This is a genomic window from Brucella sp. NBRC 12953 (genome assembly GCF_040369775.1).
In the GTDB taxonomy this organism is placed as follows: domain Bacteria; phylum Pseudomonadota; class Alphaproteobacteria; order Rhizobiales; family Rhizobiaceae; genus Brucella; species Brucella pseudogrignonensis.
In genome coordinates this window covers 401784-415799 of the sequence record NZ_BAABSV010000004.1, presented here as the reverse complement: position 1 = coordinate 415799, position 14016 = coordinate 401784, and the positions used below count along the sequence as shown (strand labels likewise).

Sequence of the window (14016 nt, the reverse complement as noted above, 5' to 3'; positions counted from 1 at the left end):
GATTTCCCCTTTTCGGACTTAGATCTTGGCAGCGATCTGTTCGAGACGCTGCAATAGGTTTTTGAGATGGGCGCGGAGTGGCTCGGCCTTGGCTTCGTCGTATGCGAAAGGCACGGCCTCGGTCGCCAGATGTGTGGATTGCGCCAGCTCCATCTGGATGGCGTGGACGCCGGTTTCGGGCTTGCCATAGTGGCGCGTCGTCCAGCCGCCCTTGAAGCGGCCATTGAGGATGGACGTGTAGCCGGTGGCGTTTTGGGTCACTTCCACGGCAGCGGCTTCAATTTCCGGTGCGCAAGTCTTGCCGAGGTCTGTGCCGATGTTCAAATCCGGCAGCTTGCCTTCAAACAGGAATGGAATATGCGAGCGGATCGAGTGGCAATCATAAAGGATCGCCACGCCATGGATTGCTTTCACGCGTTCGATTTCGGCTGAAAGCGCATCGTGATAGGGCTTGTGGAAGCGGGCAATACGATCGGGAATGTCGGCTTCGGTGGGTGCTTCGCCGTCTTTCCAGATGGCAAGGCCGTCGAAATCGGTATCCGGGATCAGCGTCGTCGTGTTCTGGCCGGGATAGAGGCTGACGCCTGCCGGATCGCGATTGGCATCGATGCAATAGCGGTGAAACGTGGCGCGGACTGTCGTGACATTGTCCAGAAGCCCGTCATAGAGCTTGTGGATATGCCAGTCGGTGTCGGCAAGAATGCGGCCATTGTCGTTGAGCCGTGCCCAGATGTCTTCCGGCACGTCTGTTCCGGTGTGGGGAAGGCCGAGAATGACGGGCGACGTGCCCTGCCTGACTTCAAAGACGCTCATATCAGGCCTCCAGAGATGGCAGAATATTTGCGCTGATGCTGGCGGTGAACGAGCCGTCGGCGATGATGGCGCTTGCGCTTGCCAAATCGTTGGCCATGTAGCGATCAACGTCGAGTGTCGGCACATGCGCGCGCAGAACGGCGGTGGCAGCTTTCAGTTCAGGGCTGGTTTCGAGCGGGCCGCGCAATTCAACGCCGAGTGCGCCTGTCAATGCTTCAATGCCGATAATAGCGTTGAGGTTTTCAGTCATCTGCAACAGGCGACGCGCCCCATGGCAGGCCATGGAAACATGATCTTCCTGATTGGCGGAGGTTGGCGTTGAATCAACCGATGCCGGATGCGCCATTTGCTTGTTTTCGCTCATCAGTGCAGCCGAAGTGACTTCCGCAATCATAAGACCCGAATTGAGACCCGGCTTTTTTGCAAGGAAAGCTGGAAGACCAAATGAAAGCGCAGGGTCAACCAGAAGCGCAATGCGGCGCTGGGCAATCGCGCCGATTTCACAGACGGCAAGCGCGATCTGATCTGCTGCGAAAGCAACTGGTTCGGCATGGAAGTTGCCGCCTGAAACCACACTGTCATCGGAGAGGACGAGTGGGTTATCGGTAACGGCATTGGCTTCGATTTCAAGTGTGCGTGCAGCTTGGCGTAGAATGTCGAGACAGGCACCATCGACCTGTGGCTGACAGCGGATGCAATAAGGGTCTTGTACGCGCTGGTCGCCTTCAAGGTGGCTCTCGCGAATGACCGAACCGGACAGCAGATTGCGCAGCGCTGCGGCCGTATCGATCTGGCCCTGATGGCCGCGCAATGTGTGAATATCCGGATGGAACGGGGCGGTGGAACCCATTGCCGCATCGGTCGAAAGTGCGCCGGTGACAAGGGCTGCCTGCAATGCACGATGCGCGCGAAACAGACCGGCCAATGCCAGTGCAGTTGAGGTCTGTGTGCCGTTGATGAGGGCAAGACCTTCCTTGGCAGCCAGAACGACGGGCTTGAGTCCTGCTTTCTTCAGTGCTTCAGCAGATGGCAGGCGTTCGCCCTGATAGAAGGCTTCACCTTCGCCGATCATGGCCGCTGCCATATGAGCGAGCGGTGCAAGATCGCCAGAAGCGCCAACCGAACCCTTGGCCGGGATCATCGGGATCACGCCTTTTTCAAGCATGGCTTCGATGAGGGTGATGAGTTCCAGCCGCACGCCCGACGCACCACGGCCAAGCGAAATGAGTTTCAGCGCCATTATGAGGCGCACGATCTCTTCACTCAGCGGTTCACCCACGCCACAGCAATGCGACAGGATCAGATTGCGTTGAAGTGTTGCCACGTCTTCGGGAGCAATACGGATAGAGGCAAGCTTACCAAAGCCAGTATTGATGCCATAAACCGGTGCATCGCCAGCTGCGATTTCGGCGATGCGTGCCGCAGCCTTTTCAACACCAGCATGGAATGACGGATCAATGCGAACGGCGAGGTTTTCGCGATAGATTTTCTCGATTGTTGAGAGTGGAACGCTGCCGGGCTTCAATATGAGGGACATGGAAAACTCCATTGGGGATATGAATTAAATCTGGCCTTTGAAAACCCGCTTCCAGAGCGGGTTGAAGCCAATGCGGTAAACAAGCTCTGCCGGACGCTCGACACTCCAGATGGCGAGATCCGCGTCCTTGCCGACCTCCAGCGTGCCGGTCTTGTCGAGCACACCAAGAGCACGTGCTGCTTCGCGGGTGACGCCTGCAATGCATTCATCAACTGTCATACGAAACAGGGTTGCGCCCATGTTCATGGTGAGCAGAAGCGAGGTAAGCGGCGAAGTGCCGGGATTATTGTCGGTGGCCAGCGCCATCTTTGTGCCAGCTGCGCGGAAAAGATCGACCGGCGGCTTTTGCGTTTCACGGATGAAATAATAAGCGCCGGGAAGCAGAACCGCGACAGTTCCAGCCTTTGCCATGGCGGCTGCACCTTCCGCATCGGTATACTCGAGATGATCGGCGGAAAGTGCGTCATATGAAGCGGCAAGAGCTGCGCCATGCAGATTGGAAAGCTGGTCTGCGTGGAGTTTGACCTGAAGGCCGTGCGCCTTTGCAGCATCGAAAACGCGTGCAATTTCATCCGGCAGGAAGGCGATGCCTTCGCAGAACCCGTCCACGGCATCGGCGAGATTTTCGCTCGCAATAGCAGGCAGCATTTCATTGACGATCTTGTCGATGAAAGCCGTTTTGTCGCCATTCATTTCCGGCGGCAGAGCATGTGCGCCCAAGAAGGTCGTGCGAATAGCAACATCGCGTTCATGCCCAAGACGGCGAGCCGCACGCAATGACTTTGCTTCGCTGTCCGTATCGAGACCATAACCCGATTTGACTTCAACCGTCGTCACGCCTTCAGCAATCAGCGCATCGAGGCGGGGCAGGGTTTCACGGACCAGATCATCTTCGCTGGCCGCACGCAGGTTTTTAACAGAGGAAACAATACCGCCGCCCGCGCGCGCAACTTCTTCGTAAGTGGCACCATTCAGGCGCAGCTCAAATTCATGCGCGCGATTGCCTGCGTGGATCAGATGCGTGTGACAGTCGATCAGACCGGGCGTGATCAGGCGGTTTTCGCAGTCAATCTTCTCAAGCGAGGCATATTCAGCAGGAAGATCAATTTCAGCGCCGACATAAGCGATTTTGCCATCTTTGACGGCAATTGCTGCAGCTTCGATCAAACCAAGTCCATCTGCCTTTTCCGATAGAGTGGCGATGCGTGCCTGCGTTAAAACGAAGTTCGATTTCTGTGTCATGATCGTTTTCTCGCTTCCCCTGGTTTTCAATAATGTATATACATATTAACGGAACCGCCAAGAGAAAAAATGCATCCAATCGCGATCTGTTGAAAAACGGGTGTTCAAATTGGGCGGAATGAGGAGCTTCATCGAATGTCAGCCGCAGTCCCAACAACGCAATTTATCCATGCTGGTCAGGCGCTTTTGCAGACGGGCTGGGCAGAGGATGTGCGGCTTGGTTTAGCTCAGGGAAAAATTGCTTCTGTGGAGATTGGTGTTGAAGCCAAAACGGGAGACGAGCGCTATAAGGTGATCGTAGCGGGGATGCCAAACCTGCACAGCCACGCGTTTCAATATGGCATGGCTGGCCTTGCTGAACGGCGCGGCCCTTCGGCTGACAGTTTCTGGAGCTGGCGCGAGATCATGTATAAGTTTGCACTGACCATGACGCCGGAACAGGCGGAAGCAGTCGCATTGCGGCTTTATGTCGATATGCTGGAAGCCGGTTTTACACGCGTCGGTGAGTTTCATTATCTGCATCATGATCGCGACGGCACACCTTACAGCAATATCTCGGAAATGGCGGACCGCATTGTCTCGGCAGCGCAAACGGCTGGCATCGGTCTGACCTTGTTGCCGGTGCTTTATGCGCATTCGAGTTTTGGCGGTGCCGATCCCAATGAGGGCCAGCGCCGTTTCATTAACGATCAGCAGAGTTTTGCGCGCTTGATCGAGGGCTGCGAGAGGGCTCTTTCTGGCTTCGATGGTGCTGTGCTTGGCGTGGCGCCGCACAGTCTGCGTGCTGTCACCCCGGATGAGCTGACATTTGCAGCAAAGCTGTTGCCCGGCGCGCCGGTGCATATTCACATTGCCGAGCAGGTTAAGGAAGTGGAGGACTGCATTGCGTGGTCCGGACAGCGACCTGTTGAATGGCTGCTTGACCATCAGGAATTGTCGTCGCGCTGGTGCCTTATCCACGCAACGCACATGAGTGACACGGAAACCGTGCGTATGGCTCAGGCTGGTGCGATTGCCGGTCTTTGTCCGGTTACGGAAGCCAATCTTGGCGATGGCACGTTCAATGCCACCGTGTTTGATGCCAATGGTGGCCGTTTCGGCGTTGGGTCCGATTCCAATGTGCTGGTCGGCATTGGCGATGAGCTGCGGCAGTATGAATATTCGCAGCGTTTGCTGCATCGAGCGCGCAATGTGCTGGCGAAAAACGAAGGCTCGACCGGACGAGCCTCGTTTGATGGTGCATTGGCAGGCGGCAATATTGCTATGGGTCGCGAAGGCGATGGTTTGAGACTGGGTGCTTCGGCAGATTTTGTATCGCTTGATGTTGAGCGCCTGCCCCATGCAAAAGGGGATGCGGTTCTCGATGGCTGGATTTTTGCCGGTCGTGCGCGTGCCTCTGATGTGTGGGTGCGCGGCATGAAACAGGTGGAGGGTGGACATCACCGCTTGCGCGATGCGGCAGAGCGTGCTTTCCAGAAAGTGATCGGCGAATTGCTGAACTAATAGATGGGGCGAGCGGGACGTGCAGGACAATCCATCCGGAAAAGACGAGCCGACATTATCGCTGCATCAGCGTATTCTGGATGATATTGAAACGCGCATTATTTCTGGCGAATGGCAGCCCGGTCATCGCATCCCGTTCGAGCACGAGCTTACCGAGTATTATAATTGCTCGCGCATGACCGTGAACAAGGCGCTGACGCAGCTGGCAAAAGCCGGTCTGATTGAACGAAAGCGCCGTTCGGGCAGCTTTGTTTCCTTCCCGCAGTCACAAGCCGCTATTCTCGAAATCCACGATATTCGCGATGAGGTTGCAGCGCTTGGGCAGCCTTATCGTTTTGACCTGCTGAAACGAAATGAGCGGTTGAGCGGCCCTGCCGATGCGCGTCATATCGACATGCCACGACACACGCCGCTGGTCGAACTAGTTTGCCGTCATTATGCAGGGAAGCGGGTCTTTGCGTTGGAAGAACGCATTATCAGCCTTGATGCTGTGCCGAGCGCGGGAGAGACCGATTTTGCAGAGCAATCACCCGGTCCGTGGCTTGTTTCCTGCGTGCCTTGGAGCAATGCGCAGCATTCCATCCGTGCGGTTGTCTCAACCGAGGAAAACGCTGCGACGCTTGGCGTGCCTGCCGGTTCGCCTTGTCTTGTCGTTGAGCGCCAGACGTGGAATGCCGATCAGCCGGTGACGCATGTACGCTTCACTTATCCGGGCGATAGTCATGCGCTGGTGGCAAAATTTACGCCGTCGCAGAGCTAAATTTAGCGATGTAATGTAACGTTATTACGCTTTTGGAGGCTTCGCACATAGTGGCCGCTAAAATGATAATGCGCAGAATCCCTTGGACCACTTTCCGCATAATGTGATTCATAGAGAAGTTCTGGTTATGCATAATGCCAAAACTTCTCTATTTGTTTGTTTTTACGCACTATCTTACGCAAAACCGCTGCGCACTTTTGCTAGAAATGCTTAAGAAAAAAGCCGCCGCAGGGGAAAGCGGCGGCCAAGTTGCGGCTCGATCTGGGTGGTGATCAGGCCGCGCGTTTAAGCGCATCTCCGATCATGGAAACGATTGTGTCGATCTGTTCCTTTTCCACGATGAGTGGTGGCGAAAGCGCGATCACGTCGCCGGTCACACGGATCAGGAGACCCTTCTTGAAGCAATCGACAAAGACATCGTAAGCGCGTGCGCCGATAGCGCCTTCGCGTGACGACAGTTCGATTGCGCCAACGAGGCCGAGGTTACGGATGTCGATGACATTTGGCGCGCCCTTCAGCGAATGAAGCGCGTTCTGCCAATGCTCGGCCAGTTCTGCGCCGCGGGTCAGAAGACCTTCTTCGGCGTAGATTTCAAGCGTGGCAAGACCGGCAGCACAGGCAACCGGATGGCCGGAATAGGTGTAGCCGTGGAAGAGCTCGATGGCGTTTTCCGGGCCGGTCATCAGCGCGTCATGCACTGTGCGGCTTGCAAAGACCGCGCCCATTGGAATTGCGCCGTTGGTGAGGCCCTTGGCGGTGGTGACGAGATCAGGCTTTACGCCGAAATAATCGACAGCAAATGGTGTGCCGAGGCGTCCGAAGCCGGTGATGACTTCGTCATAGATCACCAGAATGCCGTGCTTGTCAGCGGTCGCGCGGATGCGTTCGAGATAGCCCTTTGGTGGCAGAACAACACCGGCAGAGCCGGACATTGGCTCAACGATGACGGCGGCAATTTTTTCTGCGCCGTGCAGCTGAACCAGACGTTCCAGATCGTCGGCGAGTTCAATGCCGTGTTCCGGCAAGCCCTTGGAGAATGCATTGCGGCCAATATCGAGCGTATGGCGCATATGATCGGCAGGAATCTGCGGGAAGACGCGGCGGTTGTTGACGAGGCCGCCGACAGAAATGCCGCCGAAGCCAACGCCGTGATAGCCTTTTTCACGACCGATGATGAGGGTACGGGTGCCCTGACCAATGGCACGCTGATAGGCGATGGCGATCTTCAGTGCGGTATCGACCGATTCCGAGCCGGAATTGGTGAAGAACACGCGATCAAGCTTGGCATCCGGGCCGCCAGGCGCAATGGCTGCGAGCTTTTCGGCAAAGTCGAAAGCAATGTTGTGGCCCATCTGGAAGGTCGGCGCGAAGTCCATGGTCGAGATCTGGCGCTCGACAGCCTGGGTGATCTGCTTACGCCCATGACCGGCATTGCAGCACCAAAGGCCAGCCGTGCCATCCAGAACCTGATGGCCGTCGACATCAGTGTAATACATGCCCGAAGCGCTTGCGAGCAGGCGTGGGGCGGCCTTGAACTGGCGGTTCGCCGTGAACGGCATCCAGAAGTTATCAAGACTTGGCGCGTTGGTGTTGTTAAGCATTAAAACCTCCTATTTTGAGAGCAGGAGGCCATGCATTATCGAAGGCAACAAGTCCTTTTCTTCAGAAATTTAAGCCATTGAAATTACGTGCTTTGAAACGGAAGTTTGTGATATATCGAACATCATAAACAATAAGGGGAACCGTCGATGAGCATCGATATCGGAGGCAGGCTTCGCTATGTGCGAATGCGGCAGAATCTGTCTCAGCGAGAGCTTGCAAAACGTGCTGGCGTGACCAATTCCACCATATCGCTGATCGAAGCCAATCAGTCCAATCCGTCGGTTGGTGCATTAAAGCGCATTCTGGATGGAATTCCTATCGGAATGGCCGAGTTTTTTGCGCTTGAGCCGGATGCGCCGCACAAGGTCTTCTATCAGGCGGATGAACTGGTGGAGATCGGCAAGGGGCCGATTTCTTATCGACAGGTGGGCGACCACCTCTTTGCGCGTTCGCTGCAAATCCTCAAAGAGCGCTACGAGCCGGGATCGGATACCGGCAAGGTTCTGCTCATGCATGAGGGCGAGGAGGGGGGCATCGTCATTTCGGGTCGCATCGAAGTGACGGTCGGTAGCGAGCGCCGAATCTTGGGGCCGGGCGATGCCTATTATTTCTCAAGCAAGCTGCCACATCGGTTCAAATGCGTGGGGCCAGTAGCCTGCGAAGTGGTGAGCGCCTGCACACCGCCGAGTTTCTGATGTGTCAACCAAAGCGCCTATAGTGGCACGACCCATGAGCGCTTGATCTGCTGCATCGGGATTTCGGATTTTATGTTCCGAACGCCCTTTATCTTGCCGATATATTCCATCTGGAATTTTCTGAAACCTTCCAGATCAGGCGTAATGACGCGCAGCAGAAAATCGCAATCACCTGCCATCAAATGGCATTCGACAATCTGCGGCAGCTTTTCAATCGCCTTCACAAAGCTTGTGACAGTTTCTTCGTCCTGACCGGTCAACCATATGCGCACATAAACAGTGAAGCCCATTCCGAGCTTCGCAGCATCGACCAGTGCGACATAGCGTTCGATGAAGCCTGCATCTTCCAGCTGCTTCACCCGGCGAAGGCACGGGGATGGGGAGAGGCCAACACGTTCGGCAAGTTCAGTGTTGTTAATCTTGCCTTCCTGTTGGAGCACCCGAAGGATGGCACGATCAATTGCATCAATTGATGTTGGCATTATAATGCGCCTAATGACAAATTGTTGATATTTACAGCCAATATTTTGTGTATAGAGAGTGTAAAAGCAACAATAATCTGCGCGAATTGACGTATTTTCCCGGTTCGGAATGAGCGCATTGTTGCTCTTCAAAAAGGAAATAGTTGATGCGTAGTATGGATTTTGTCGAGGGGCAAAGCGGCGTCTCCCGGCGATCTGAAGGCCTGCGTGGCCTGCGGGAAGCCATTCCCGTCTGTCTGAGTTTTGTTCCGTTCGCACTGCTCTTGGGCGCACAGGCCACACAAAAGGGTCTGAGCCCGGTTGAAGTGCCGATGATGACCGGCCTGAATTTTGGCGGAGGTTCGGAATTTGCTGCCATTGGACTCTGGACGTCGCCGCCGCATATCCTGCTGATTGTCGCGATCACATTTCTCGTAAACAGCCGACATTTCCTGATGGGTGCAGCGCTTGCGCCGCTCATCAAGCATTTGCCGAAGCGCAAGGCATTTCTGGCGCTGTTCTTCATGTGTGACGAGAGCTGGGCGCTTGGTCTTGCCGATGCGCGCAAGTCGGGCAACCGCTTCAGCATTCGTTATTACTTCGGAGCCGCACTCGGCCTTTATGCAACCTGGATTGTCTTCACGACTATAGGTGCGCTGGTTGGTCCGGTTCTGGGTGATGTGAAACGCTTCGGTTTCGATATGGCGTTTCCAGCAGTCTTTATCGTTATCCTTGCCAGCATGTGGAAGGGACCGGTTGCCGCTCTGCCATGGCTGGTGAGCCTCATCGTTGCGGGCGTAACCTATCTGAGCGTTCCTGGCGCCTGGTATGTGCCAGCTGGTGTTGTGGCGGGTCTTATCGTGGCCTGGAAGCAGGCGAAGCCAGAATGATGATCGACCCTATTCACGCTCTGACCATATTGCTGATGGCGACGGTCACTTACATGACCCGCATCGGCGGTTATATTTTCCTGCGCAATCGCACTCTGAGTCCGCGGGCGCAAATGCTGCTGGAAAGCGCGCCCGGCTGCGTGCTGATTAGCGTTATCGCGCCGGAGTTTTTTACCGGCAAACCAGCGGATATGATTGCGCTTGCGCTGACAATTGCCGCCGCAACGCGGTTTCCTATGCTTGTAACGGTCGTGGTGGCAATCGCATCAGCCGGGCTTCTGCGCCATCTCATTGGCTAGGGCGATCTTTGTGTGCCAAGAGAAAATGCCTATGCGGGGAAATCAGTCCACTGGACTGATTTCTGGTTTCGCTTCCTCGCCACCGTGATTTATGCGTAGCGCGCGATACTAAGGTCGTCGGCACGGATATCCGGCTTATTGCCGGAGATGAGGTCGGCGAGCAGCTTGCCCGAACCCGGACCCATGGTCCATCCAAGAGTACCGTGGCCTGCATTGATAAACACGTTGTCATAGCGTGTTGCACCGATGATCGGCGTTGAATCCGGCGTCATTGGACGCAGGCCCGACCAGAAGGTCGCAGCCTTGAGATCACCGCCCGGGAACAGATCACTTACCGAGAGATCAAGCGTTGCGCGACGTGCAGCAGGCAGGTCTTTGGTGAAGCCGGAGACTTCGGCCATGCCGCCCACACGGATGCGATCACCAAGGCGGGTAATGGCAATCTTGTAGCTTTCATCAAGTACGGTCGAGACAGGCGCCAGCTCTTCATTGATGATTGGAGCGGTGATCGAATAGCCTTTGACCGGGTAGATCGGAGCATTCAGGCCAAGCGACTTGACCAGAGCGGGCGTGTAGCTGCCCAGCGCCACAACATAGCGATCAGCCGTCAGAACACCTTCCGAGGTTTCAACGCCCGACACCTTGCCGCCAGAGATCAGCAGCGATTTGATGTCAACGCCAAAGCGGAATTTGACGCCGAGACCTTCGGCGATTTTGGCCAGTTCATTGGTGAATTTGAAGCAGTCGCCGGTCTCATCATGCGGCAGGCGCAGGCCACCGACGAACTTGTCTCTGGCGCGGGCCAGAGCAGGCTCGACCCGCACGCAATCTTCACGGTCAAGCACTTCAAACGGCACGCCGTCCTGACGCAGAACTTCGATATCCTTGCCGATGCCGTCGAGCTGATACTGCTCGCGGAACAGCTGCAAAGTGCCCTGTGTGCGCTGGTCATATTGAATGCCGGTTTCCTCGCGCAGAGCGACAAGGCAATCGCGGCTATATTCGGCCACACGAACCATGCGGGTTTTATTGACCTTGTAGCGGCTCTCGGTGCAGTTCGCGAGCATTTGCAACAGCCAAGCGTACTGCTTCGGATCTGTGGTCAGGCGCAGAACCAGCGGCGCATGTTTCTGAAACAGCCATTTGGCAGCTTTCAATGGAATGCCGGGTGCTGCCCATGGCGATGCATAGCCCGGCGAAACCTGTCCGGCATTGGCGAAGCTGGTTTCCAGTGCAGGGCCTTCCTCGCGGTCAACGACAGTGACTTCATGGCCAAGCTTGGCCAGATAGTATGCGCTGGTGACGCCGATGACGCCGCTGCCGAGAATGGTGATCTGCATGTTCGCCTCTTAATTATTATGCTTTTGTTTCAGATGCTGCGCCATCCACGTAAACACGGGCATAGCGGTGGCCTAACGAAGTCAGGATTTCATAAGGAATGGTGTCGCAATCGCGGGCCACATCTTCGAGTCGCTGATGCGGGCCGACGAGTTCAACCAGGCTGCCAAGCTTGATTGCGCCTTCCGGCAGGGCAGTTACGTCAAGCGTGATCGAATCCATCGAAACACGACCGACAATCGGCAGACGCGTGTCACCATAAAAGGCGGAGCCCTTGTTGCTCAAAGCGCGGAACCAGCCATCGGCATAACCGACTGCAATGGTTGCAATCCGCATGGGCTTGCTTGCTATGAATGTGCCGCCATAACCGACTGCCGCGCCCTTATCGATATCGCGCACCTGAATGACGCGTGCGGACAATTCGAGTACTGGTTTGATTGGGTTTTCACCCGCTGAAGGACCAACGCCATAAAGCGCTACGCCCGGACGAGCGAGATTGAAGTGATAGGTATTTTCGAGAAAACAGCCGCCGGAGTTTGAAAATGCCACCGGCATTTTTGGCAAACGCGCAAGCGCTGCCGACATAGCTGCCAGCTGGCGCGCATTGGCCGGATTTTCCGGTTCATCGCCGCTCGCCAGATGGCTGATGACGAATTTCACATCGATATGGTCCAGAAGATGCTGGTCATCGACCAGTTGGTCGAGTTCTTTGGCCGACAGGCCAAGGCGCGACATTCCGGTATCGATCTGTAGCAGCGCAGGCAGTTTTTCGTTCAGGCTTGCGGCAAGTGCCGACCAGTTTTCAATCTGCTCCAGCGAGTTGAGAACAGGCAGAATTTTCTCGCGTGCGCAGGCAGCTTCGGTGCCGGGCTGAAGGCCGTTCAGCACGTAAAGCGTCGCATCTGGATTGAGAAAAGGGCGGAGCGTAATTGCTTCGCCAAGATGGGCGACGAAGAAATCGCGGCAACCTGCTTCATAAAAAGCCGGCGCGACGCGGTTTGCACCAAGACCGTAAGAATCAGCTTTCACAACAGCGGCTGTGCGGGTTGGCGCAATACGCTTTGCGATGGTCGAATAATTGTGGCGCAGGGCTTTAAGGTCGATGGTTAGAACGCCGCCTGCGGCGAGGTCTCGTTCAGTTTGAGAAAAATGCATCGACATATCGGTCATTTCCAGTGCACTCGGTTTGTTGGTGGGATGCCTGGAATCTAATCCGCTTCCTCCCAAAAGCACATTGCTTCGATGTCGGGTTTCGGCGACTGGCGGATCGCTATTCCTTGACCCCAAAGCAATAGCGATAATGATAGTCGAAGACTATTCGAATGTTTTTGCATTTTGTCGTAGATTATGCGAATTTTAGCATGATTTACGCACTTATTAGCTCATCATTCGAAGAATATTCATGGCGACACTGGATAGCATAGACCGCAATATCATCCGTTCGCTGCGACGCGATGGCCGGATGACGAACAGCCAGCTTGCCGCCGAAGTGGGGCTTTCGCAGTCGGCCTGTCTGCGGCGTGTACAGATTCTCGAAGAAAGTGGCGTTATTCGCGGATATACCGCGATTGTTGGATCTTCCGGCGGGGATGAGCGGCTGGTGGCGATTGTTCGCATCACGCTGGACCGGCAGACGGAAGAATATCTCAACCGCTTTGAAGAGGCGGTGCGTCGCCATCCAGAAGTGCAGGAATGTTATCTGATGACCGGCGATGCCGATTATATTCTGCGGGTTGAGGCGGAGAATGCCGCTTCCTATGAAATCATTCACAAGGAAATTCTATCGCGGCTGCCGGGTGTTGCGCGCATTCATTCGAGCTTTGCAATCCGCACGGTGCTGCTCTCGAAAGCGCCGGCGTCACGGGCGTAGAAAAAGCCCGGCATTTGGCCGGGCTTTTGATTTCTTAGGACGGCTGCTGCTTAGCGGAATTCGTAGCGAAGACCGGCGCGGACCGTATGGATGTTGAAGCCATTGTCCTTGGCCTGTGCGCCTGTTGCGCCCGGACCTTCGGAGTTGCCGTAGGGGTTTGTGCTGCTGTCTGCGGCATCATAACCATAGGCTTTGCCACCATTGATGCGCAGATAGCGATAGCCAAGGTCAAACTTCAGCTGCTCGGTAAGGTCGTAGCTCACACCAGCCATCAGGCCCATGGCAAAACGCCAGCTGTCGAGGCCGCCTTTGTCTGACTGGTAATCGCAATTGCGGGTTGTGAAGTCAGAGCATACCTGACGCGTATCCCAATTGCCGTATTTCACATAGGCAGCACCCAGACCGGCGCCAAGATAAGGCGTGACCGCTCCAACCTTTGGCAGATCGACATAGGCATTGGCCATTGCTGTCCAGATATTTGCCGTCGATGCGTCTTCATAATGGCAATTATCTTCTACCGGGTTGAGGCCGTGGGCGCTCTTTACGTAGCTGGTGCAGTTTGTACGGCCGTTAATATTGGCGCGGAAGAAATCCAGCGTTGCATCTGTGCGGAACATTTCGTTGAAACGATAACCGACGCCGACGCCGTAGGCTGCGCCGCCTTTCAGCTTGAAGCTATCGTATTTCAACGTGTCGTCGATGCCGCGATAGGGTGGATTTTCCTGGTTCCAGAAATCCCATTCACCATCGGTTTTGTTTTTGAAGTTGTAACCGATGTCGCCACGGATGTACCACCCGGACGCCAAAGGAGCAGGTGCCACAACGACTGGCGCTGGCTCCTCAAGAATAATGTCAGCTGCGCGCGCTCCGTTTGCACCGATCAACATGCTGCATGTCATGAGCGCTATAGCGGAAACATATTTCATCTACCCAACTCCAACCGAAATAATTGCGGTTCCCGAACCGTTGGAAAAAGATGGTAAATGAATATGCTTAAGCTATCGTT

General features: G+C 55.3%; 14 protein-coding genes. 6 read left to right on the top strand and 8 right to left on the bottom strand.

Annotation, left to right across the window (positions count from 1 at the left end; translation table 11 throughout):
* Positions 1-18: 18 nt before the first annotated feature.
* The 3 genes from hutG to hutI are packed head-to-tail and all read right to left on the bottom strand — an operon-like array spanning position 19 to position 3592.
* Positions 19-813, bottom strand: a complete 795-nt coding sequence (gene hutG / locus ABWV94_RS12245) for an N-formylglutamate deformylase (protein WP_113496289.1) — start codon at positions 811-813, stop codon at positions 19-21.
* Position 814: 1 nt separating this feature from the next.
* Positions 815-2350, bottom strand: coding sequence for a histidine ammonia-lyase (gene hutH, locus ABWV94_RS12240; protein WP_113496288.1), 1536 nt, complete (start codon positions 2348-2350; stop codon positions 815-817).
* A gap of 24 nt (positions 2351-2374) precedes the next feature.
* Positions 2375-3592, bottom strand: coding sequence for an imidazolonepropionase (gene hutI, locus ABWV94_RS12235; RefSeq protein ID WP_079212184.1), 1218 nt, complete (start codon positions 3590-3592; stop codon positions 2375-2377).
* A gap of 135 nt (positions 3593-3727) precedes the next feature.
* Here hutI and ABWV94_RS12230 point away from each other — a divergent pair, with 135 nt between their 5' ends.
* Complete coding sequence (locus tag ABWV94_RS12230; protein ID WP_113496287.1) at positions 3728-5095, top strand: formimidoylglutamate deiminase; 1368 nt, start codon at positions 3728-3730, stop codon at positions 5093-5095.
* A gap of 19 nt (positions 5096-5114) precedes the next feature.
* Positions 5115-5855: a histidine utilization transcriptional repressor HutC gene (gene hutC, locus ABWV94_RS12225; RefSeq protein WP_113496286.1), complete on the top strand. Its 741-nt coding sequence runs from the start codon at positions 5115-5117 to the stop codon at positions 5853-5855.
* 272 nt (positions 5856-6127) lie between these two features.
* Here hutC and aptA read toward each other — a convergent pair whose 3' ends face one another.
* The gene (gene aptA / locus ABWV94_RS12220; RefSeq protein WP_007876210.1) at positions 6128-7456 is read right to left on the bottom strand and encodes an omega-aminotransferase AptA; all 1329 of its coding nucleotides are present in this window, start codon (positions 7454-7456) and stop codon (positions 6128-6130) included.
* Positions 7457-7603: 147 nt separating this feature from the next.
* Here aptA and ABWV94_RS12215 point away from each other — a divergent pair, with 147 nt between their 5' ends.
* Positions 7604-8152, top strand: a complete 549-nt coding sequence (locus tag ABWV94_RS12215) for a cupin domain-containing protein (RefSeq protein ID WP_007876209.1) — start codon at positions 7604-7606, stop codon at positions 8150-8152.
* A gap of 17 nt (positions 8153-8169) precedes the next feature.
* Here the strand turns inward: ABWV94_RS12215 and ABWV94_RS12210 are convergent, their stop codons facing one another.
* Positions 8170-8634 (bottom strand): Lrp/AsnC family transcriptional regulator, encoded by a 465-nt coding sequence (locus ABWV94_RS12210; RefSeq protein ID WP_079212180.1) that lies wholly within the window; start codon positions 8632-8634, stop codon positions 8170-8172.
* A gap of 155 nt (positions 8635-8789) precedes the next feature.
* Between ABWV94_RS12210 and ABWV94_RS12205 the strand changes: the two genes are divergently transcribed.
* A complete protein-coding gene (locus tag ABWV94_RS12205; protein WP_007876205.1) occupies positions 8790-9503 on the top strand; it encodes an AzlC family ABC transporter permease in 714 nt (237 codons plus the stop codon).
* A complete protein-coding gene (locus ABWV94_RS12200) occupies positions 9503-9802 on the top strand; it encodes an AzlD family protein (protein ID WP_064322441.1) in 300 nt (99 codons plus the stop codon). The genes ABWV94_RS12205 and ABWV94_RS12200 overlap by 1 nt, the downstream gene beginning before the upstream one ends.
* An 89-nt stretch (positions 9803-9891) precedes the next feature.
* Here ABWV94_RS12200 and ABWV94_RS12195 read toward each other — a convergent pair whose 3' ends face one another.
* Both ABWV94_RS12195 and alr read right to left on the bottom strand, forming a co-directional pair.
* Entirely contained in the window at positions 9892-11142 is a 1251-nt protein-coding gene (locus tag ABWV94_RS12195; protein WP_007876203.1) for a D-amino acid dehydrogenase, read from the bottom strand.
* A 16-nt stretch (positions 11143-11158) separates the two neighbouring features.
* Complete coding sequence (gene alr, locus ABWV94_RS12190) at positions 11159-12310, bottom strand: alanine racemase (protein WP_079212178.1); 1152 nt, start codon at positions 12308-12310, stop codon at positions 11159-11161.
* A 232-nt stretch (positions 12311-12542) separates the two neighbouring features.
* Here alr and ABWV94_RS12185 point away from each other — a divergent pair, with 232 nt between their 5' ends.
* On the top strand, positions 12543-13010 hold the full coding sequence (locus ABWV94_RS12185) for an Lrp/AsnC family transcriptional regulator (RefSeq protein ID WP_064320925.1): 468 nt from the start codon (positions 12543-12545) through the stop codon (positions 13008-13010).
* Between the two features lie 50 nt (positions 13011-13060).
* Here ABWV94_RS12185 and ABWV94_RS12180 read toward each other — a convergent pair whose 3' ends face one another.
* Complete coding sequence (locus ABWV94_RS12180) at positions 13061-13936, bottom strand: outer membrane protein (RefSeq protein WP_007876198.1); 876 nt, start codon at positions 13934-13936, stop codon at positions 13061-13063.
* Positions 13937-14016 lie beyond the last annotated feature (80 nt).